This is a genomic window from Neptuniibacter sp. UBA6509, from assembly GCA_002435145.1.
In the GTDB taxonomy this organism is placed as follows: Bacteria; Pseudomonadota; Gammaproteobacteria; order Pseudomonadales; family Balneatricaceae; genus Neptuniibacter.
Genome location: DJLT01000041.1, coordinates 1 through 17,854, shown reverse-complemented (window position 1 = coordinate 17,854; position 17,854 = coordinate 1). Strand labels below are relative to the sequence as shown.

The 17,854-nt window shown below is 46.2% G+C and carries 30 protein-coding genes and 1 pseudogene; 1 reads left to right on the top strand and 30 read right to left on the bottom strand.

The features are described from left to right. Nucleotides 1-39: 39 nt before the first annotated feature. Complete coding sequence (gene uvrA / locus B4K11_RS05225; protein ID WP_292949190.1) at nt 40-2,868, top strand: excinuclease ABC subunit UvrA; 2,829 nt, start codon at nt 40-42, stop codon at nt 2,866-2,868. Nucleotides 2,869-2,926: 58 nt separating this feature from the next. On the opposite strand, the gene B4K11_RS05220 is transcribed toward uvrA, so the two are convergent. The 30 genes and pseudogenes from B4K11_RS05220 to B4K11_RS05075 form a co-directional block, all read right to left on the bottom strand. Beyond that, on the bottom strand, nt 2,927-3,595 hold the full coding sequence (locus tag B4K11_RS05220) for a DapH/DapD/GlmU-related protein (RefSeq protein ID WP_292949192.1): 669 nt from the start codon (nt 3,593-3,595) through the stop codon (nt 2,927-2,929). Between the two features lie 187 nt (nt 3,596-3,782). Continuing rightward, a complete protein-coding gene (gene rplQ, locus B4K11_RS05215) occupies nt 3,783-4,166 on the bottom strand; it encodes a 50S ribosomal protein L17 (protein WP_292949193.1) in 384 nt (127 codons plus the stop codon). 38 nt (nt 4,167-4,204) lie between these two features. Beyond that, nucleotides 4,205-5,209 carry a DNA-directed RNA polymerase subunit alpha gene (locus B4K11_RS05210; protein WP_292949196.1) on the bottom strand — a complete coding sequence of 335 codons (1,005 nt, stop codon included), beginning with the start codon at nt 5,207-5,209 and terminating at the stop codon, nt 4,205-4,207. Between the two features lie 24 nt (nt 5,210-5,233). Beyond that, on the bottom strand, nt 5,234-5,854 hold the full coding sequence (rpsD, locus tag B4K11_RS05205) for a 30S ribosomal protein S4 (protein ID WP_292949199.1): 621 nt from the start codon (nt 5,852-5,854) through the stop codon (nt 5,234-5,236). Between the two features lie 15 nt (nt 5,855-5,869). Next, nucleotides 5,870-6,259, bottom strand: a complete 390-nt coding sequence (rpsK, locus tag B4K11_RS05200) for a 30S ribosomal protein S11 (protein WP_292949202.1) — start codon at nt 6,257-6,259, stop codon at nt 5,870-5,872. 25 nt (nt 6,260-6,284) lie between these two features. Next, nucleotides 6,285-6,641, bottom strand: a complete 357-nt coding sequence (gene rpsM / locus B4K11_RS05195; protein ID WP_292949205.1) for a 30S ribosomal protein S13 — start codon at nt 6,639-6,641, stop codon at nt 6,285-6,287. A 150-nt stretch (nt 6,642-6,791) separates the two neighbouring features. Next, the gene (rpmJ, locus tag B4K11_RS05190; RefSeq protein WP_007021200.1) at nt 6,792-6,908 is read right to left on the bottom strand and encodes a 50S ribosomal protein L36; all 117 of its coding nucleotides are present in this window, start codon (nt 6,906-6,908) and stop codon (nt 6,792-6,794) included. A gap of 30 nt (nt 6,909-6,938) precedes the next feature. Beyond that, a complete protein-coding gene (gene secY, locus B4K11_RS05185; RefSeq protein ID WP_292949244.1) occupies nt 6,939-8,258 on the bottom strand; it encodes a preprotein translocase subunit SecY in 1,320 nt (439 codons plus the stop codon). After that, nucleotides 8,259-8,693, bottom strand: coding sequence for a 50S ribosomal protein L15 (gene rplO, locus B4K11_RS05180; protein WP_067983814.1), 435 nt, complete (start codon nt 8,691-8,693; stop codon nt 8,259-8,261). Nucleotides 8,694-8,709: 16 nt separating this feature from the next. Beyond that, nucleotides 8,710-8,889 (bottom strand): 50S ribosomal protein L30, encoded by a 180-nt coding sequence (rpmD, locus tag B4K11_RS05175; RefSeq protein ID WP_292949259.1) that lies wholly within the window; start codon nt 8,887-8,889, stop codon nt 8,710-8,712. 6 nt (nt 8,890-8,895) lie between these two features. Further along, on the bottom strand, nt 8,896-9,396 hold the full coding sequence (gene rpsE / locus B4K11_RS05170) for a 30S ribosomal protein S5 (RefSeq protein WP_292949262.1): 501 nt from the start codon (nt 9,394-9,396) through the stop codon (nt 8,896-8,898). A gap of 11 nt (nt 9,397-9,407) precedes the next feature. Beyond that, entirely contained in the window at nt 9,408-9,758 is a 351-nt protein-coding gene (rplR, locus tag B4K11_RS05165; RefSeq protein ID WP_292949264.1) for a 50S ribosomal protein L18, read from the bottom strand. A gap of 13 nt (nt 9,759-9,771) precedes the next feature. After that, complete coding sequence (rplF, locus tag B4K11_RS05160; protein WP_292949267.1) at nt 9,772-10,305, bottom strand: 50S ribosomal protein L6; 534 nt, start codon at nt 10,303-10,305, stop codon at nt 9,772-9,774. Nucleotides 10,306-10,316: 11 nt separating this feature from the next. Then, the gene (rpsH, locus tag B4K11_RS05155) at nt 10,317-10,709 is read right to left on the bottom strand and encodes a 30S ribosomal protein S8 (protein WP_292949270.1); all 393 of its coding nucleotides are present in this window, start codon (nt 10,707-10,709) and stop codon (nt 10,317-10,319) included. Between the two features lie 82 nt (nt 10,710-10,791). Next, nucleotides 10,792-11,097, bottom strand: coding sequence for a 30S ribosomal protein S14 (rpsN, locus tag B4K11_RS05150; RefSeq protein WP_292949273.1), 306 nt, complete (start codon nt 11,095-11,097; stop codon nt 10,792-10,794). Nucleotides 11,098-11,109: 12 nt separating this feature from the next. Next, the gene (gene rplE / locus B4K11_RS05145; protein ID WP_292949276.1) at nt 11,110-11,649 is read right to left on the bottom strand and encodes a 50S ribosomal protein L5; all 540 of its coding nucleotides are present in this window, start codon (nt 11,647-11,649) and stop codon (nt 11,110-11,112) included. A 14-nt stretch (nt 11,650-11,663) separates the two neighbouring features. Next, complete coding sequence (rplX, locus tag B4K11_RS05140; RefSeq protein WP_292949279.1) at nt 11,664-11,978, bottom strand: 50S ribosomal protein L24; 315 nt, start codon at nt 11,976-11,978, stop codon at nt 11,664-11,666. Nucleotides 11,979-12,078: 100 nt separating this feature from the next. After that, on the bottom strand, nt 12,079-12,447 hold the full coding sequence (rplN, locus tag B4K11_RS05135; protein ID WP_292949282.1) for a 50S ribosomal protein L14: 369 nt from the start codon (nt 12,445-12,447) through the stop codon (nt 12,079-12,081). 74 nt (nt 12,448-12,521) lie between these two features. Next, nucleotides 12,522-12,785, bottom strand: coding sequence for a 30S ribosomal protein S17 (gene rpsQ / locus B4K11_RS05130; RefSeq protein WP_292949289.1), 264 nt, complete (start codon nt 12,783-12,785; stop codon nt 12,522-12,524). 2 nt (nt 12,786-12,787) lie between these two features. Next, on the bottom strand, nt 12,788-12,979 hold the full coding sequence (gene rpmC, locus B4K11_RS05125; RefSeq protein ID WP_292949292.1) for a 50S ribosomal protein L29: 192 nt from the start codon (nt 12,977-12,979) through the stop codon (nt 12,788-12,790). Continuing rightward, nucleotides 12,979-13,392 carry a 50S ribosomal protein L16 gene (rplP, locus tag B4K11_RS05120; RefSeq protein ID WP_292949294.1) on the bottom strand — a complete coding sequence of 138 codons (414 nt, stop codon included), beginning with the start codon at nt 13,390-13,392 and terminating at the stop codon, nt 12,979-12,981. Before rplP ends, rpmC begins: the two co-directional genes overlap by 1 nt. Nucleotides 13,393-13,403: 11 nt before the next feature. Next, nucleotides 13,404-14,084 carry a 30S ribosomal protein S3 gene (gene rpsC, locus B4K11_RS05115; RefSeq protein WP_292949295.1) on the bottom strand — a complete coding sequence of 227 codons (681 nt, stop codon included), beginning with the start codon at nt 14,082-14,084 and terminating at the stop codon, nt 13,404-13,406. Between the two features lie 23 nt (nt 14,085-14,107). Next, nucleotides 14,108-14,437, bottom strand: coding sequence for a 50S ribosomal protein L22 (rplV, locus tag B4K11_RS05110; RefSeq protein WP_292949316.1), 330 nt, complete (start codon nt 14,435-14,437; stop codon nt 14,108-14,110). A gap of 11 nt (nt 14,438-14,448) precedes the next feature. Next, nucleotides 14,449-14,724 (bottom strand): 30S ribosomal protein S19, encoded by a 276-nt coding sequence (rpsS, locus tag B4K11_RS05105; RefSeq protein ID WP_292949297.1) that lies wholly within the window; start codon nt 14,722-14,724, stop codon nt 14,449-14,451. Nucleotides 14,725-14,736: 12 nt separating this feature from the next. Next, nucleotides 14,737-15,564, bottom strand: a complete 828-nt coding sequence (gene rplB, locus B4K11_RS05100; protein ID WP_292949299.1) for a 50S ribosomal protein L2 — start codon at nt 15,562-15,564, stop codon at nt 14,737-14,739. Between the two features lie 15 nt (nt 15,565-15,579). Then, a complete protein-coding gene (rplW, locus tag B4K11_RS05095) occupies nt 15,580-15,876 on the bottom strand; it encodes a 50S ribosomal protein L23 (protein ID WP_292949301.1) in 297 nt (98 codons plus the stop codon). Further along, the gene (gene rplD, locus B4K11_RS05090) at nt 15,873-16,478 is read right to left on the bottom strand and encodes a 50S ribosomal protein L4 (RefSeq protein WP_292949303.1); all 606 of its coding nucleotides are present in this window, start codon (nt 16,476-16,478) and stop codon (nt 15,873-15,875) included. The genes rplW and rplD overlap by 4 nt, the downstream gene beginning before the upstream one ends. A 10-nt stretch (nt 16,479-16,488) precedes the next feature. After that, nucleotides 16,489-17,127 carry a 50S ribosomal protein L3 gene (rplC, locus tag B4K11_RS05085; protein ID WP_292949306.1) on the bottom strand — a complete coding sequence of 213 codons (639 nt, stop codon included), beginning with the start codon at nt 17,125-17,127 and terminating at the stop codon, nt 16,489-16,491. A 118-nt stretch (nt 17,128-17,245) separates the two neighbouring features. Further along, on the bottom strand, nt 17,246-17,557 hold the full coding sequence (gene rpsJ, locus B4K11_RS05080) for a 30S ribosomal protein S10 (protein ID WP_067863320.1): 312 nt from the start codon (nt 17,555-17,557) through the stop codon (nt 17,246-17,248). 206 nt (nt 17,558-17,763) lie between these two features. Next, nucleotides 17,764-17,854, bottom strand: a pseudogene (locus B4K11_RS05075) (elongation factor Tu); the annotation flags it as partial.

Here is a 17,854-nt window from a genome sequence, read left to right as displayed (position 1 = left end):
TCAATGCTATCCTTTCACTGAATGCAAACAGGCATATACATGGATAAGATACTGGTCCGGGGTGCTCGCACCCACAACCTGAAAGATGTTGATCTAGAGATTCCTCGCGACAAACTTATTGTTATCACAGGATTGTCAGGTTCCGGAAAGTCATCGCTCGCATTCGATACCCTTTATGCAGAAGGGCAAAGGCGGTACGTAGAGTCGCTGTCTACCTATGCTCGCCAATTTTTATCCATGATGGAAAAACCTGATGTCGATCATATAGAAGGGCTCTCGCCAGCCATCTCTATTGAACAGAAATCAACCTCACACAACCCTCGGTCGACTGTCGGCACCATTACAGAGATATACGATTACCTACGACTTCTGTTTGCCCGTGCAGGGGAACCGCGATGCCCGGATCATGATCTTCCTCTTGCAGCCCAAACCATTAGCCAGATGGTTGACCAGGTACTGGAGTTGGGAGAAGGCAGTAAGCTGATGTTGCTTGCTCCTGTGGCACAAGGCAAAAAAGGTGAGCACTTACATACACTGAGCAACCTAAGAGCTGAAGGCTTTATCCGCGCACGCATAGACGGCATAGTGGTTGACTTAGATTCAGCACCTGAACTCGACAAAAACAAAAAGCATGATATTGAAGTGGTCATTGACCGCTTTAAAGTCCGTCCAGATCTACAAACCCGGTTATCAGAATCATTTGAAACGGCTCTGAACTTAACCGATGGAATAGCTAAAGTGGCCTATATGGACAGCGATAGCCCAGAGTTAATATTCTCTGCGCGTTTCGCCTGCCCAACCTGTGGTCATAGCATTCAAGAGCTCGAACCAAGACTGTTCTCTTTTAACAATCCACACGGTGCTTGTCCAAGCTGTGATGGTTTAGGCGTTAAACAATATTTTGATAAGAGCAAAGTCGTACACGACAACAGTTTGACCCTATCAGAAGGTGCGATCAGAGGCTGGGACCGTAGAAGCTTATACTACTTTCAACAGCTTAAAGCCGTAGCAGAACAATATGGTTTTGATATGGAGACCCCTTTTAGGGACTTAAGCCCTGAGCAACAGGGGCTGATTTTAGAAGGTACCGGAAGTGAAACGGTCACGTTTAGGTATCTTAATGATCGCGGCGATATTATTAACAAAGCACACCCCTTTGAAGGTGTTCTTAACAACCTACAAAGACGCTACAAAGAGACTGAATCAGATACCGTTCGAGAGGATTTAGCTAAGTACCTCAATATGCAGCCTTGCTCATCTTGTGGTGGTAGCCGACTTCGTAGAGATGCACGCCATGTATTTATAGACGAGCATACCCTTCCTCAGATCGTGACTCGCCCTATTGGAGATAGCCTAGATTATTTTAATCAACTTGAATTAACAGGTAAGCAAGGCGAAATTGCAGACAAAATTCTTAAGGAGATCCGAGAGCGTCTCAGCTTTTTAGTTAATGTAGGACTCGAATACCTTTCATTAGACCGAAATGCAGATACGTTGTCTGGGGGTGAAGCGCAACGTATTCGCCTTGCAAGTCAAATTGGCGCCGGTCTTGTTGGCGTTATGTACATTCTTGACGAACCCTCAATAGGTCTACATCAACGGGATAATGAGCGCCTTTTAAAAACTCTGGTTCATCTTCGAGATCTGGGCAATACAGTGATTGTGGTAGAACATGATGAAGACGCAATTAGGTTAGCTGACTATGTTATCGACATCGGTCCTGGAGCGGGTGTACACGGTGGCGAAGTGATTGCTCAGGGCACTCCGGACGAAGTGATGAACAACCCGGCCTCGATTACAGGCCAGTACCTTACGGGCGTGAAAGAGATCGCTATTCCGACAAAAAGGCATCAAGCTGATTCAAGTAAACAGCTGTGCCTTAATGGAGCGAGCGGAAACAACCTCAATGACGTCGACCTTAAAATACCTGTTGGTCTGCTAACCTGCGTGACAGGGGTCTCAGGCTCGGGGAAATCCACACTAATTAACGGTACTCTTTACCCTATTGCAGCAACAGAGTTAAACAACGCCACGACGCTAGATGCAGCACCACACAAATCGGTAGAAGGTATTAAGCATTTCGATAAAGTAATCGATATTGACCAAAGCCCTATCGGACGCACACCTAGATCTAATCCCGCTACTTACACAGGCATTTTCACACCGGTACGTGAACTGTTTGCAGGAACACAAGAAGCCCGTTCTCGCGGATACAAGCCCGGAAGGTTCAGCTTTAACGTCAAAGGCGGTCGCTGTGAGGCGTGCCAAGGGGATGGCGTGATCAAAGTGGAGATGCACTTCCTGCCTGATATATATGTGCCTTGTGATGTCTGTAAAGGGAAGCGTTATAACCGTGAAACTCTGGAGATAAAGTATAAGGGCAAGAACATCCATGAAGTACTGGATCAAACAGTAGAGGATGCCCGCGTTTTCTTTGATGCAATCCCTGCGCTAGCAAGAAGATTACAAACACTGATGGATGTAGGCTTATCCTATATACGTCTCGGACAAGCGGCAACAACCTTATCCGGCGGTGAAGCCCAGCGAGTGAAGTTAGCCAAAGAACTATCCAAGCGCGATACAGGTAAAACCCTATACATCTTAGATGAGCCAACCACCGGCCTGCATTTCTATGATATTCAGCAATTACTCAATGTCCTATACCGTCTACGAGACCATGGAAATACCATTGTAGTGATTGAGCATAATCTGGATGTTATCAAGACTGCAGACTGGATAGTCGACCTTGGGCCTGAAGGCGGCGTTAAAGGCGGAATGATAATCGCAGAAGGGACCCCAGAAGAAATCGCATTAAACCCAGCATCTCATACAGGAAGATTTTTGAAACCTATGTTAGACCCGCGATAGCGGATTATCAGGGACTAAAAGCAGGTAAACTAAAAGCAGAAGAACTAAAGCTTTAAGTTTAATGACTCCACTTAATGCCAGTTTTAACAACTTTCGGTGGAGTTCCTGCAATAATAGTGGATCGCTGACCAAACGAGCGCGTAAGCGTAGTATTTGCAGCAATAATACAACCATCTGCTATGGTTGAATTTTTAAGCACAAAGCACCTTGCGCCAAGCCAAACATTACTCCCAATCATTACCTTAATATCCTTATTAATCTGATTATCGTCAGCATCAAAAATTTGATGCTGATCTGTATCCATGACAATAGACTCCCATGCGAACATACAGTTGTCCCCGATTATCATCTCCTTTTCACAGATAATTGTATTATCACCCGTAGTAATCAAATTCTCCCCAAGTGAAAGTTTACCCGTAACAATTAACCGAGAGCCTTTACCGATTTTAACCTTTCCCTCTATGTTTACCTCACCATCAATGTGCAAGATAGAACGATGATATCGATAATCGATCATATCTGCTCCCGTAAAACCTATTCGTACGATTCCAGTCTTAACCTTGCTGAGATTAACTTTACCCCGCAGAGAGACAAGCTTGGTTTTATTAGAAACAATGATAGGAAGCTTAACTGCTTGACCTAAAGGCAACAGACGTAGATTTACATAAATGCTTTTAGGTAGCGCAAGAACATATCGAAGCAATTTAACAATTTTGTCAGTATTCATAGATCATCAGTAATGTTATTTACGGGTAGGAGCGTGTAATGCATTTATTACACAATCTGTAAAATTGAGCAATGAATAGGTAAGAAGATCAGCCATTGCAGTAATTCTTATAATTGTGAACAGTGAAATTTAGGCAATAAAAAACCCGGCACTAGGCCGGGTTTTTTAAGATCAAGAAACCTTAATCTTATGCTTCGTCAGCAGCTTCAGCAGCTGGACGATCAACTAGCTCAACATAAGCCATAGGCGCATTATCACCAGGGCGGAAACCGCACTTTAGAATGCGAACATAACCACCAGGACGAGCGTTATAACGCGGACCTAGTTCGTTGAACAGTTTACCAACAGCTACTTTGCTGCCAGTGCGTGCGAATGCCAAACGGCGGTTCGCTACAGTGTCGTTTTTAGCCAAAGTAATCAGTGGCTCAGCATAGCCGCGCAGTTCTTTTGCTTTAGGCAGAGTTGTACGAATCAACTCATGCTCAAACAAAGAAACTGACATGTTTTTAAACATGGCTTTGCGGTGCGCACTGGTACGGCTTAATTTACGACCAGATTTACGATGACGCATGATAAATACCTACCAAACTAGTCAGTTTAATCGCTGAATCAGGAAGCGACTTTATCGTCATTCTTAAGGCTAGCCGGTGGCCAGTTCTCAAGACGCATACCCAGAGACAAGCCCTTCGATGCTAAAACGTCTTTAATTTCTGTCAGCGACTTCTTACCTAAATTCGGAGTCTTCAACAGCTCAACTTCTGTACGCTGAATCAGATCACCAATATAGTAGATCTGTTCTGCTTTCAGACAGTTGGCGGAACGTACAGTCAACTCCAGATCATCTACTGGACGAAGAAGAATCGGATCAATTTCCGGCTCTTCTGGAACGTCTTTAGCTTGATCAGCACCGTCTTCCAGGTCAACAAATACAATGAGTTGTTGCTGTAAGATAGTCGCTGCACGACGGATAGCTTCTTCTGGATCGATCGTACCGTTAGATTCGATATCGATAACCAGTTTATCTAAGTCCGTACGTTGCTCAACACGCGCGCTTTCTACAACGTAGGAAACACGGCGCACTGGGCTGAATGTAGCGTCTAACTGTAGACGACCGATTGCACGAGTCTCTTCTTCATCAGAAACACGCAAGTCAGCTGGAACGTAGCCACGGCCACGACCAATTGTCAGTTGCATGTTAAGACTCGCACCTTCATTTAGGTGAGCAATCACGTGGTCCGGATTAGCAATTTCAACATCCTGATTCAGTTGAATATCACCAGCAGTCACAGGACCCGCTTCAGATTTGCTCAGAGTCAAGGTCACTTCGTCGTTGTTATGCAACAACACAGAGACCCCTTTAAGGTTCAGGAGGATTTCAATCACATCTTCCTGAACACCTTCAATTGTGCTGTACTCATGCAAAACGCCATCAATCTCAACTTCTGTTACGGCACAACCCGGCATAGAAGATAAAAGAATTCGACGTAATGCACTGCCCAGCGTATGGCCAAATCCACGCTCAAGTGGCTCAAGAGTCACCTTAGCACGCGTTTTGCTGATTTCTTGTACGTCAATATGACGTGGACTTAGAAACTCATTTACCGAACGCTGCATATTTCCACCAAATTAAAGTTAAAATTACTTCGAGTACAGCTCAACAATCAGCTGCTCGTTGATATCAGCAGATAGATCAGAACGCTCCGGAGTAGACTTGTAAGTCCCTTCCAGTTTAGCAGCGTCAACTTCTACCCACTCAATAGCTGTACGCTGTCCAGCAATCTCTAGTGCATTTTTAATACGCAACTGAGCCTTTGCCTTTTCACGAACGGCTACTACATCGCCTGCTTTAACCTGGTATGAAGCAATGTTCACAACCTGGCCGTTAACAGTGATCGAGCGGTGAGAAACGATCTGACGAGATTCAGCGCGAGTAGCACCAAAACCCATACGATATACAACGTTGTCCAAACGGCCTTCCAACAGCTGCAACAAGTTTTCACCTGTAGCACCGTTGCGACGAGCCGCTTCTTTATAATAACTACGGAACTGTCGTTCCAGTACGCCGTACATACGACGAACTTTCTGTTTTTCACGTAACTGCAGGCCGTAGTCGGATAAACGACCACGACGAGCGCCGTGAACACCAGGGACAGTCTCAGCTTTACACTTGCTGTCCAGTGCACGAACACCGCTCTTTAAGAAAAGGTCTGTGCCTTCTCTACGAGACAGTTTGCACTTAGGTCCAAGATAACGAGCCATAATACCGTCTCCAGGTTAAACGCGACGTTTCTTCGGAGGACGACAACCATTGTGTGGAATTGGCGTCACATCCGTAATATTTGCGATTTTATAACCGCATGAATTCAGTGCACGCACTGCAGATTCACGTCCAGGTCCAGGACCCTTCACAAATACGTCGAGGTTTTTCAGGCCATACTCAAGTGCAGCCTGTCCAGCGCGCTCAGCAGCAACCTGAGCAGCGAATGGGGTACTCTTACGAGAACCGCGGAAGCCGGAGCCACCTGCAGTTGCCCAAGAAAGAGCATTACCCTGGCGATCAGTAATAGTAATGATCGTGTTGTTAAAAGAAGCATGAATATGGGCGAACCCATCCGCAATCTGCTTCTTCACTTTTTTGCGTGTGCGATTACCTGGCTTTGCCATATTGGGAATTCCTATCGCTTACCACTTATTTACGGATCGGCTTACGCGGGCCTTTTCGAGTACGCGCGTTAGTCTTACTACGCTGACCGCGAACCGGAAGGTTACGACGGTGGCGAATCCCACGGAAACAACCAAGATCCATCAATCGCTTGATGCTCATGGATACTTCACGACGAAGATCGCCTTCAACAGTCAACTTAGCAACTTCTCCACGAATGACGTCCAATTGTTCATCGGACAAATCAGAAATCTTAGAAGTCGGTGTAACACCGGAAGCTTCTAAAATACTGGTGGCAGTCGTGCGGCCAATACCGTAAATGTAAGTCAGAGAAATTACCGCATGCTTATTGTCAGGAATGTTGACGCCAGCTATACGGGCCATTCTATTACTCCGTTAAAAAAAGGCGTATGTATTTATTTACATACACCAGTAAAATATATGTTCTGTACGCAGAAGGCGCGCAATATTACACACTGATTAATAATAAATCAAGTATAAAACGCCTTCTACGCCTAAATCAGCGGTTAAAAATTAACCCTGACGCTGTTTGTGACGCGGCTCTACTTTACAGATCACGCGAACTGAACCGTTACGACGAACGATTTTGCAGTTACGACAGATCTTCTTAACAGATGCACGTACTTTCATGATCTACTCCAGTTGTGGCACTTAGCGCAATTAACGTGCGCTGCCACCTTTGAGATTAGATTTCTTCATCAGGGATTCGTACTGATGAGACATCAGATGAGATTGAACCTGCGCCATAAAATCCATCACGACAACTACGACGATCAAGAGCGAGGTACCACCGAAATAAAACGGCACATTAGCAGCTACTACAAGGAACTGAGGCATCAGAGATACAGCAGTAATGTATAGAGCGCCAAACAATGTCAATCTTCCCAGCACAGTATCTATATACCGCGCTGACTGGTCACCTGGACGAATTCCCGGAATAAAAGCACCTGATTTCTTCAGGTTATCTGCTACGTCCTTAGGATTGAATACAATCGCTGTATAGAAATAGCAGAAAAATATAATTGCAACCGAGAACAGCAAAATATAAAGCGGCTGACCTGGGCCAAGCGCTAAAGCAACATTTTGCAGCCAATCCATGCCTTCTGTTTGACCAAACCATTGGCCCATAGACGCAGGGAAAAGCAATATGCTCGAGGCAAAAATCGGCGGAATCACACCAGCCATATTAACCTTAAGAGGCAAATGACTAGACTGAGCCGCAAATACACGGTTACCTTGCTGTCGTTTCGCATAGTTAATGGTAATACGGCGTTGACCGCGCTCCATAAACACAACGAAACCGACCGTAGCAACCGCCATAAAAGCGATAGCAAGCAGCGCAAGGATGTTTAAATCACCTTGACGCGCTGCTTCAAAGGCCTGACCGATTGCACTAGGCAAACCAGCCACAATACCAGCAAAGATCAGAATAGAGATACCGTTACCGATACCGCGCTCTGTTACCTGCTCACCTAGCCACATCAAGAAGACAGCACCTGCCACAAGCGTAACAACAGCAACAAAATAGAAGCTAATATCTGCCGTGAAGGAGATTCCCTGATTGGCAAGCCCTACGGCCATACCGAATGCTTGAACGGTTGCAAGTATCACAGTTCCGTAGCGGGTATACTGGTTAATCTTACGACGCCCAGCCTCTCCGTCTTTCTTCAACTGAGCAAGAGTTGGGCTTACCACCGTCATCAACTGCATAATAATAGATGCAGAGATATACGGCATAATACCTAACGCCAAGATACTCATTCTCTCCAATGCACCACCGGAGAACATGTTAAAGAGACTCAGGATAGTGCCCTGATTCTGATCAAATAATGCGGCTAGACGATCAGGGTTGATACCAGGTACCGGAATATGAGCTCCGATACGGTATACAATGATCGCAATCAAAACGAATAGTAGACGAGACTTAAGCTCACCTAGTCCATTTTGTGCTCCAGCCGGTATTGGTCCTTTTTTAGCCATTTACGCCTCGACTTTACCGCCAGCAGCTTCGATAGCAGCCTGTGCACCTTTAGTCACTTTAAGACCTTTAACGGTGACAGCCTTAGTGATCTCACCAGACAGAATCACTTTGGCAGTTTTAATTTCCTGCTTGATGATATCTGCAGCTTTCAAAGCTTCAAGATCAATTACTTCTGACTCGATTTTCGCAAGTTCACCAAGACGAATCTCAGTAACATAACGAGCAATACGAGAAGTAAAACCAAACTTAGGCAGACGACGCTGCAAAGGCATCTGACCGCCTTCAAAACCTGGTTTTACTGATCCGCCAGAGCGGGATTTCTGACCTTTGTGACCGCGGCCACAAGTCTTACCCAGGCCAGAACCGATACCACGACCAACACGCTTAGGTGCTTTACGTGAACCGTCTGCTGGGCTTAGAGTGTTCAGACGCATGTTGTGAACTCCCTTATTAGTCTTCTACACGAACCATGTAGTTAACTTTGTTTATCATGCCACGGACAGATGGAGTATCTTCTACTTCAACTGTGTGTCCAATACGGCGTAGACCAAGACCCTTAACGCACAATTTGTGGTTAGGAAGAGTACCGATAGGGCTACGTACCAATGTTACTTTTACAGTGTTAGCCATTTTCGATTACCCCAGAATGTCTTCTACGGACTTGCCACGCTTAGCTGCAACATCATCCGGAGATTTCATTGCAGATAGACCTTTAACAGTCGCACGAACAACGTTCACTGGATTAGTAGAGCCATAGCACTTAGCTAGTACGTTATGGACACCTGCCAATTCAAGAACTGCACGCATCGCACCACCGGCGATTACACCAGTACCCTGTGAAGCAGGCTGCATGTAAACTTTAGAAGCACCGTGACGTGCTTTGATTGGGTACTGCAACGTATCGCCGTTCAGTTCAACTGAAACCATGTTACGACGAGCTTGTTCCATTGCTTTTTGAATAGCAGCAGGAACTTCACGAGCTTTACCACGACCGAATCCTACACGACCTTTACCATCTCCAACTACTGTAAGAGCGGTAAAGCCGAAGATACGACCACCTTTAACTACTTTAGCGACGCGGTTAACCTGAACCAGCTTTTCCTGCAGATCGCCGTCTTTCTGATCATGATTTGACATATTCGATCCCTTTAGAATTCCAGGCCGCCTTCGCGGGCTGCATCAGCCAAAGCTTTAACACGACCGTGATACTGGTAACCAGAACGGTCGAATGCTACTTCAGATACACCAGCTTCTTTAGCACGCTGTGCAATCAAAGTACCAACCTTTTCAGCAGCAGATACGTTACCGCCTGTTGACTCGCGTAGATCTTTTTCTACAGTTGATGCAGCCGCTAGGACCTGTCCACCATCTGCAGAGATAACCTGAGCGTAGATATGACGCGGTGTGCGTGTAACGCACAGACGTGTTGCACCTAACTCACGCATTTTGCAACGGGAGCGGCGAGCACGACGAATACGAGATTGTTTCTTAGTGTTCATAACCCTGCCCTATTTACTTTTTCTTCGCTTCTTTACGGCGAACATACTCATCAGCATAACGAACACCCTTACCTTTATAAGGCTCTGGTGGACGGAACGCGCGAATTTCAGCTGCTACCTGTCCTAGAGTTTGCTTGTCAGCACCTGACAAGATAACTGTAGTTACGTTAGGAGTCTCAGCAGAAATACCTTCTGGTAGTTCGTAATCGATTGGGTGTGAGAAACCAAGACTTAGGTTAAGCACTTTGCCTTTAGCAGCAGCACGATAACCAACACCTTGTAGCTCAAGAGTTTTCTTGAAGCCTTCGGACACGCCAATAACCATGTTATTAACAAGTGAGCGAGTAGTACCAGACAGAGCAAGAGACAGCTTAGAGTTTTCTAGGGGAGCAAACTTCACACCGTCTTCTTCAAGAACAACGGATACTGAAGAATGTGCGTCCATAGAAAGCTGGCCATTCTTACCTTTAACATTAACGGACTGACCGTCAATCTTAACTTCAACACCTGCAGGTACAACTACGGGGCTTTTCGCAATACGTGACATTGAAATACCTCTTAGAATACCGTGCAGATTACTTCGCCACCAACACCAGCACTACGTGCTGCGCGGTCAGCCATTACACCTTTGCTTGTAGAGATAATCGCTACGCCAAGGCCATTTGATACTTGTGGCAACTCGTTTGCGTTCTTGTAGATACGCAAACCTGGACGACTAACGCGTTTTATCTCTTCAATAACCGGCTTTCCTTCAAAGTATTTTAGCTCGATGTTCAGAACTGGTTTTACATCGCCTTCAACTGAGTATTCAGTGATGTAACCTTCGTCCTTAAGAACTTCAGCAATTGATACTTTTACTTTGGAAGACGGCATGGATACGGCCTGCTTTTCAGCCATATGACCATTACGAATACGAGTAAACATATCCGCTAGAGTATCTTGCATGCTCATGCATTTACTTCCTCATTGTGCAGCACAATGCGGTACCCCAAAAGGGCCAGACCATCGTGCTTACCATTTTACTAACTGGATATTACCAGCTAGCCTTTTTCAGACCCGGAACATCACCGCGCATTGCTGCTTCACGTAACTTGTTACGGCTAAGACCGAACTTACGGTAAACACCGTGTGGACGACCTGTAACCTGACAACGATTACGCTGACGAGACTTGCTGGAATCGCGTGGTAGCTTCTGAAGAGCCATCGCCGCATCCCAGATCTCATCTTCAGATGAGTTAGGGCTACTAATAATTGCTTTTAGTTCAGCACGCTTTACAGCGAACTTAGCAACTAACTTTGCACGTTTATCTTCGCGTGCCTTCATAGATTCTTTAGCCATGATGTTTGCCTATCACTTACGGAATGGGAAGTTAAGGGCAGTCAACAGAGCGCGACCCTCATCATTATTCTGAGCAGTCGTCGTGATAGTAATATCCATACCACGCATTTTATCTACCTTATCGAATTCGATTTCAGGGAAGATAATCTGCTCTTTAACACCCATGCTGTAGTTGCCACGACCATCAAATGATTTTGGGTTCAGGCCACGGAAGTCACGAACACGTGGGATAGAAATATCTACCAAACGATCAAGGAATTCCCACATACGCTCACCGCGTAGAGTAACCTTACAGCCAATCGGCCAACCTTCACGAACTTTGAAGCCCGCGATAGATTTACGTGCCAGACAAACAACAGGTTTCTGACCTGCAATTGCAGTCATATCTGCAACAGCATTTTCTAGCTGTTTCTTGTCGCCAAGAGCTTCACCAACACCCATATTAAGAGTGATTTTAGTCAAACGTGGAACAGCCATAACGTTAGGGCAGTTCAGCTCATCTTTAAGCTGCTGCTTAACGGAATCGTTATAAAGCGCTTTTAATCTAGACATGATATCAGCTCCCCTTATCCGCCAATGATTTCGCCGGTAGACTTGAAGATGCGAGATTTAGTGCCGTCTTCAAGAATTTTGAAGCCTACACGATCGCCCTTACCAGTCTGCGGGTTGAAGATAGCTACATTAGAAACAGCAATAGCCGCTTCTTTTTCAACGATGCCACCGGCCTTGCCCAACATTGGGTTTGGCTTAGTGTGCTTCTTCACCATGTTGATACCAGAAACGATCAAACGATCGTCCAGAACACGCATGACACTGCCACGCTTGCCCTTATCTTTTCCTGCGATGACAATTACTTCATCGTCACGTTTAATTTTGCGCATAATTTACCTATATCGCTTCCTGCTACCCTCTCATGCTCAAAAACGCCAACACTTTACAGTGTTAGCGTTTTTACATAAACCGAACATAAATGTTCGATCTTTATAGCACTTCAGGCGCCAGGGAAATGATTTTCATGAACTTCTCACTGCGAAGTTCACGCGTCACTGGGCCAAAGATACGAGTACCGATAGGCGCGTCGCTTGCGTTCAATAAAACCGCTGAGTTTGTGTCAAAGCGGATTACTGAGCCATCAGAACGACGAACACCTTTACGGGTACGTACCACTACGGCGTTAAGTACTTGGCCTTTCTTCACCTTACCGCGAGGAATCGCTTCTTTAACAGTGACTTTAATAATGTCACCTACAGAAGCGTAGCGGCGGTGTGAACCACCAAGGACCTTAATACACTGTACTCGCTTAGCACCGCTGTTATCAGCGACATCAAGCATAGATTCAGTTTGAATCATGGTCTACTCCATAAACATTTAGAGGGCCGCCCGATAATCGGACGGACCGGCTAATGGAGCAAAGGCGCAATAGTTTACACCTTTGCTGCACGCTCTTCAATACGAACAAGCGCCCAAGATTTATTCTTGGACAGAGGACGAGTTTCAGCGATGGTAACTAGGTCACCTTGCTGGCACTCATTTTTCTCATCGTGAGCATGCAGTTTAGAAGAGCGCTTCATGAATTTTCCGTAGATCGGATGCTTCTCTTTACGCTCAACTAGAACTGTGATGGTTTTATCCATCTTGTCGCTTACAACGCGACCAGTAACAGTTCGAGTACGTTTTTCGGCGCTCATACTTAGTTACCTGCCTTTTCGTTGAGTATTGTCTTCACACGAGCAATGTCACGACGAACCTGACCTAACAGGTGGTTCTGTGCTAGCTGACCAGTAGTCTTCTGCATGCGCAGATTAAACTGCTCTTTTAGAAGACCCAATAGCTCCTGCTGAAGCTCATCAACGGACTTTTCACGTAGTTCAATTGCTTTCATTACATCACCGTCCGCTTAACAATGGTTGTAGCAACAGGCAATTTAGCAGCAGCAAGCGTGAATGCTTCAGAAGCTAGCTCTTCAGGTACACCGCTCATTTCGAACAGAACCTTACCAGGCTTAATCTGAGCAACCCAATACTCAACTGCACCCTTACCTTTACCCATACGTACTTCAAGCGGTTTCTTAGAGATTGGCTTATCTGGGAAAACACGAATCCAGATTTTACCACCACGCTTAACGTGACGTGTCATGGTACGACGCGCTGCTTCGATCTGACGTGCAGTGATACGACCACGACCGGTCGCTTTCAGTGCAAATTCACCAAAACTTACAGTGCTACCGCGTTGTGCTAGGCCGCGGTTGCGACCTTTCATCATTTTGCGGAACTTAAGACGTTTAGGTTGTAGCATCGGCGTCTACCTCACTTACCTTTCTTCTTAGGCGCATTTTTCTCAGCACGCACCTGTTCGATGCCACCAAGAACTTCACCCTTGAAGATCCAGACTTTAACGCCGATCACACCGTATGTAGTGTGCGCTTCGTAAGTTGCGTAATCGATATCAGCACGTAATGTGTGCAATGGCACACGGCCTTCACGATACCACTCACTACGAGCAATCTCGGCACCACCTAGACGACCACCCAGCTGAATCTTGATACCCTTGGCACCAAGACGCATTGCGTTTTGTACTGCGCGCTTCATAGCACGACGGAACATAACACGACGCTCTAGCTGACTAGCAACACCTTGGGCTACCAAGCGTGCGTCTAGCTCTGGCTTACGAATTTCTTCAATGTTGATGTGAACTGGAACACCCATCATCTCTGATACAGTGTTACGTAGTTTCTCAACATCTTCGCCTTTTTTACCAATCACGATGCCTGGACGGGCAGTGTGGATGGTAATTTTAGCATTCTGTGCAGGACGCTCGATCTCGATGCGGCTAACAGATGCTTTTACAAGCTGCTTGTCTAGGTACTCACGTACTTCTAGATCATTTAGCAACTTGCTTGCGTACTCGGACTTGTCTGCATACCACACAGAAGTGTGATCTTTAACAATACCGAGACGAATACCGGTCGGATGTACTTTCTGACCCATAACGAACTCTCCTAGCTGTCAGCTTAGTCGGCCACTTTTACAGTGATGTGGCAGGAGCGCTTCAAAATTCTATCAGCACGACCTTTCGCACGCGGCTTAATACGCTTCATCGTCATTGCTTCATCAACAAAAACCGTAGAAACGTGTAGCTCATCAATATCTGCACCATCGTTATGCTCTGCGTTAGCAATAGCTGACTCTAATACTTTCTTGACAAGATCCGCACCTTTTTTTGGACTAAACGCCAGGATGTTCAGAGCTTCACCGACAGATTTACCACGGATCTGGTCACAAACCAGTCTCGCTTTCTGTGCAGAGATGCGGGCGCCCATGTGCTTAGCGGCAACTTCCATCATCTAACTCCTTATCGCTTGGCTTTTTTGTCTACTACGTGTCCACGGTATGTACGTGTCACGGCAAACTCGCCCAATTTATGACCAACCATGTCTTCGGTAACAAATACCGGAACATGCTGACGGCCGTTGTGTACTGCAATTGTAAGACCTACGAAATTCGGAAAAATCGTAGAACGACGTGACCAAGTTTTAATCGGACGACGCTCGTTGCTGTCAATCGCAGCTTCTACCTTTTTCAACAAGTGAAGGTCGATAAATGGACCTTTCTTAAGTGAACGTGGCACAGCTGTATCCTCTTACTTAGCGTTACGACGGCGTACAATTAACTTATCAGTACGCTTGTTCTTACGAGTTTTATAACCCTTAGTCGGAAGACCCCATGGAGAAACCGGATGACGGCCACCAGAAGTACGACCTTCACCACCACCATGTGGGTGATCAACTGGGTTCATCGCAACACCACGTACAGTAGGTCGAACACCACGCCAGCGCGTAGCACCAGCTTTACCCAGCTGACGCAAGGAGTGTTCACTGTTGCTCACTTCACCCAGAGTAGCGCGACATTCAACAAGAACTTTACGCATCTCGCCTGAACGCAGACGTAGAGTTGCGTAAGCACCTTCACGTGCTACCAACTGTGCAGATGTACCCGCAGAACGAGCAATCTGAGCACCTTTACCAGGCTTCAACTCAACGCAATGGATTACAGAACCCACTGGTACGTTGCGAATCGGCATAGTATTACCAGGCTTAATTTCTACTGAGTCACCAGAAATAATCTGTGTGCCCGCAGAAACGCCTTTAGGTGCGATGATGTAACGACGCTCACCGTCTGCATATACAACAAGTGCGATATGCGCGGAACGGTTAGGATCATATTCCAAGCGTTCAACTGTCGCTGGAATACCGTCTTTGTTACGACGGAAATCTATTACACGGTACTGCTGCTTGTGCCCACCGCCAACATGACGAGTAGTGATGCGACCATGATGGTTACGACCACCACTTTTGCTCTTCTTCTCAACAAGAGGCGCGTAAGGCTTGCCCTTGTGTAGCTCAGAGTTAGTCACTGTCACTACATGACGGCGTCCAGCAGAGGTCGGCTTAGTTTTAGTCACTGCCATTGTATAAACCCTCTATTACTCGCCACCCAAGAAATCAATCTCAGAGCCATCAGCCAGTGCAACATATGCTTTACGCACATCGCTACGCTTGCCTAGACCACGCTGTGTACGCTTGGTCTTGCCCTTAGCATTAAGAACGTTCACGCCTTTAACTTTGACGTTAAACAATTCTTCAACTGCTGTCTTGATTTCCGGTTTAGTAGCGTCTTTTGCTACACGAAAAACAACCTGCTGAGAACCATCAGCTACGATAGTAGCTTTCTCGGAGATGTGCGGACCCAGCAGCACTTGATAAATGCGTTCCTGTTTCATGCCAACTTCTCCTCGATTTTCTTCAGAGCAGCAACAGTAACTAGAACCTTATCGAAGCCAACCAGTGAAACTGGATCAACTCCTGCAGCATCACGTACGTCCACATGTGGAACGTTGCGTGCAGCAAGGAACAAGTTCTGCTCTACTTCTTCAGTAACCAGCAGCGCGTTAGTCAGCTCAAGCTCATTCAGCTTAGCTACAAACTGTTTTGTTTTTGGAGATTCCATAGCGAAATCTTCAACTACAACCAGGCGATCCTGACGAACCAACTCAGAGAAGATGCAACGCAAAGCTGCGCGGTACATTTTCTTGTTAACTTTCTGAGAATGGTCGCGAGGCTGTGCAGCAAAAGTAACACCACCGGCACGCCATATTGGAGAACGACTTGTTCCCGCACGCGCACGGCCAGTACCTTTCTGACGCCATGGTTTAGCACCTCCACCAGAAACCGCAGAACGGTTTTTCTGTGCTTTAGTACCTTGACGACCGCCAGCCATATAAGCAGTAACTACTTGATGGACTAGCGTTTCGTTGAATTCTTTACCAAAAGCAAGTTCGGAAACTTCCACCGAACCTTTAGCTCCAGCTAAATTCAGATTCATTTCAAACCCCCTAGGCGCCAGCTTTAACAGCTAGTTTAACGATTACGTCACCGCCAGTTGCGCCTGGAACAGCACCCTTGATCAATAACAGGTTACGTTCAGCATCAACACGCACGACTTCAAGAGTTTGAACAGTTACCTGAACATTACCCATCTGCCCTGCCATCTTTTTGCCTTTCCAAACACGACCAGGAGTTTGACATTGACCGATTGAACCCGGAGCACGATGAGAAAGAGAGTTACCATGAGTCGCATCTTGCATAGCAAAGTTCCAGCGCTTAACACCGCCCTGAAAGCCTTTACCTTTAGATTGACCAGTTACATCTACTTTCTGACCAGCTTCGAAGCGCGCAACAGTCAGCTCATCACCAACGTTGACTTCGTCGCCACCCGACAGGCGGAACTCCCATAAACCGCGACCAGCTTCTACACCAGCTTTTGCGAAGTTACCAGCTTCTGGCTTAGAAAGGGTATTAGCCTTTTTAGAACCAGTAGTAACCTGCACTGCTGCATAGCCGTCAGTTTCTTCTGTTTTAACAGAAGTAACGCGGTTCGGTTCCACTTCGATGACGGTGACTGGCACGGATACGCCGTCTTCAGTGAAGACGCGAGTCATACCCGCTTTACGTCCGATTAAACCTACAGACATTTTTTAAAACCTCTTGCCAGTTGTGTACGGGGCTGTTACCCACTACGGCTGCCCTTCCCAGAGCATTCCACACTAAATAAGCGCTTCATTAATTAATATTAATTCTGCGCAGTTGCCTTTAGCCAAGGCTGATCTGCACTTCAACACCCGCAGCTAGATCTAGTTTCATTAGAGCATCAACTGTTTTTTCAGTTGGCTCAACGATGTCTAGAACACGCTTATGAGTACGGATTTCATACTGATCACGTGCATCTTTATTCACGTGAGGAGAAACCAGAACTGTAAAACGTTCTTTGCGAGTAGGAAGTGGGATCGGACCACGTACTTGAGCGCCAGTTCTCTTTGCAGTATCTACGATTTCCTGCGCAGAAGAGTCGATCAAGCGATGATCAAAGGCTTTCAGACGAATACGAATTTTCTGATTCTGCATTTCGATCACACATTTCCAAAAAATTTTATTAACGGCACAATGCCGACCTCCCCCTACATTAAGGGGGACGCAAATTCTACTGGCACACAACCCTCAGGTCAACACCAGATTGACAATTTTGCTCAATTATCAGTCAACACCCTGCCAACCAAACTCTAAAAACTAAAAAGCCCTCACACAGGAGGGCTTTTTATTATTGCTGAGTATTACTCAACAATTTTAGATACAACGCCAGCACCTACTGTACGACCGCCTTCACGGATCGCAAAACGTAGGCCTTCTTCCATTGCAACTGGG

Bases quoted from the DNA above. Each gene is read 5' to 3' on its own strand.
- rplB (WP_292949299.1), bottom strand. From the start codon at position 15,564: ATGGCAGTGACTAAAACTAAGCCGACCTCTGCTGGACGCCGTCATGTA.
- rpsD (WP_292949199.1), bottom strand. From the start codon at position 5,854: ATGGCTCGTTATCTTGGACCTAAGTGCAAACTGTCTCGTAGAGAAGGC.
- rplP (WP_292949294.1), bottom strand. From the start codon at position 13,392: ATGCTACAACCTAAACGTCTTAAGTTCCGCAAAATGATGAAAGGTCGC.
- rpmD (WP_292949259.1), bottom strand. From the start codon at position 8,889: ATGGCTAACACTGTAAAAGTAACATTGGTACGTAGCCCTATCGGTACT.
- secY (WP_292949244.1), bottom strand. From the start codon at position 8,258: ATGGCTAAAAAAGGACCAATACCGGCTGGAGCACAAAATGGACTAGGT.
- rpsC (WP_292949295.1), bottom strand. From the start codon at position 14,084: ATGGGTCAGAAAGTACATCCGACCGGTATTCGTCTCGGTATTGTTAAA.
- rpsJ (WP_067863320.1), bottom strand. From the start codon at position 17,557: ATGCAGAATCAGAAAATTCGTATTCGTCTGAAAGCCTTTGATCATCGC.
- rpsN (WP_292949273.1), bottom strand. From the start codon at position 11,097: ATGGCTAAAGAATCTATGAAGGCACGCGAAGATAAACGTGCAAAGTTA.
- rpmC (WP_292949292.1), bottom strand. From the start codon at position 12,979: ATGAAAGCAATTGAACTACGTGAAAAGTCCGTTGATGAGCTTCAGCAG.
- rplR (WP_292949264.1), bottom strand. From the start codon at position 9,758: ATGAACACTAAGAAACAATCTCGTATTCGTCGTGCTCGCCGCTCCCGT.
- rplD (WP_292949303.1), bottom strand. From the start codon at position 16,478: ATGAATCTGAATTTAGCTGGAGCTAAAGGTTCGGTGGAAGTTTCCGAA.
- rplC (WP_292949306.1), bottom strand. From the start codon at position 17,127: ATGTCTGTAGGTTTAATCGGACGTAAAGCGGGTATGACTCGCGTCTTC.
- rpsM (WP_292949205.1), bottom strand. From the start codon at position 6,641: ATGGCCCGTATAGCTGGCGTCAACATTCCTGACAATAAGCATGCGGTA.
- rpmJ (WP_007021200.1), bottom strand. From the start codon at position 6,908: ATGAAAGTACGTGCATCTGTTAAGAAGATCTGTCGTAACTGCAAAATC.
- rplO (WP_067983814.1), bottom strand. From the start codon at position 8,693: ATGCGTCTGAACACTCTAAGCCCAGCAGACGGTTCACGTAAAGCACCT.
- rplE (WP_292949276.1), bottom strand. From the start codon at position 11,649: ATGTCTAGATTAAAAGCGCTTTATAACGATTCCGTTAAGCAGCAGCTT.
- rpsQ (WP_292949289.1), bottom strand. From the start codon at position 12,785: ATGAGCGCCGAAAAACGTACTCGAACTGTTACTGGTCGCGTTGTAAGC.
- uvrA (WP_292949190.1), top strand. From the start codon at position 40: ATGGATAAGATACTGGTCCGGGGTGCTCGCACCCACAACCTGAAAGAT.
- B4K11_RS05220 (WP_292949192.1), bottom strand. From the start codon at position 3,595: ATGAATACTGACAAAATTGTTAAATTGCTTCGATATGTTCTTGCGCTA.
- rplV (WP_292949316.1), bottom strand. From the start codon at position 14,437: ATGGAAGTTGCCGCTAAGCACATGGGCGCCCGCATCTCTGCACAGAAA.
- rplQ (WP_292949193.1), bottom strand. From the start codon at position 4,166: ATGCGTCATCGTAAATCTGGTCGTAAATTAAGCCGTACCAGTGCGCAC.
- rplW (WP_292949301.1), bottom strand. From the start codon at position 15,876: ATGAAACAGGAACGCATTTATCAAGTGCTGCTGGGTCCGCACATCTCC.
- rplN (WP_292949282.1), bottom strand. From the start codon at position 12,447: ATGATTCAAACTGAATCTATGCTTGATGTCGCTGATAACAGCGGTGCT.
- rpsE (WP_292949262.1), bottom strand. From the start codon at position 9,396: ATGTCAAATCATGATCAGAAAGACGGCGATCTGCAGGAAAAGCTGGTT.
- B4K11_RS05210 (WP_292949196.1), bottom strand. From the start codon at position 5,209: ATGCAGCGTTCGGTAAATGAGTTTCTAAGTCCACGTCATATTGACGTA.
- rplF (WP_292949267.1), bottom strand. From the start codon at position 10,305: ATGTCACGTATTGCGAAAAGCCCCGTAGTTGTACCTGCAGGTGTTGAA.
- rpsK (WP_292949202.1), bottom strand. From the start codon at position 6,259: ATGGCAAAGCCAGGTAATCGCACACGCAAAAAAGTGAAGAAGCAGATT.
- rplX (WP_292949279.1), bottom strand. From the start codon at position 11,978: ATGCGCAAAATTAAACGTGACGATGAAGTAATTGTCATCGCAGGAAAA.
- rpsH (WP_292949270.1), bottom strand. From the start codon at position 10,709: ATGAGCATGCAAGATACTCTAGCGGATATGTTTACTCGTATTCGTAAT.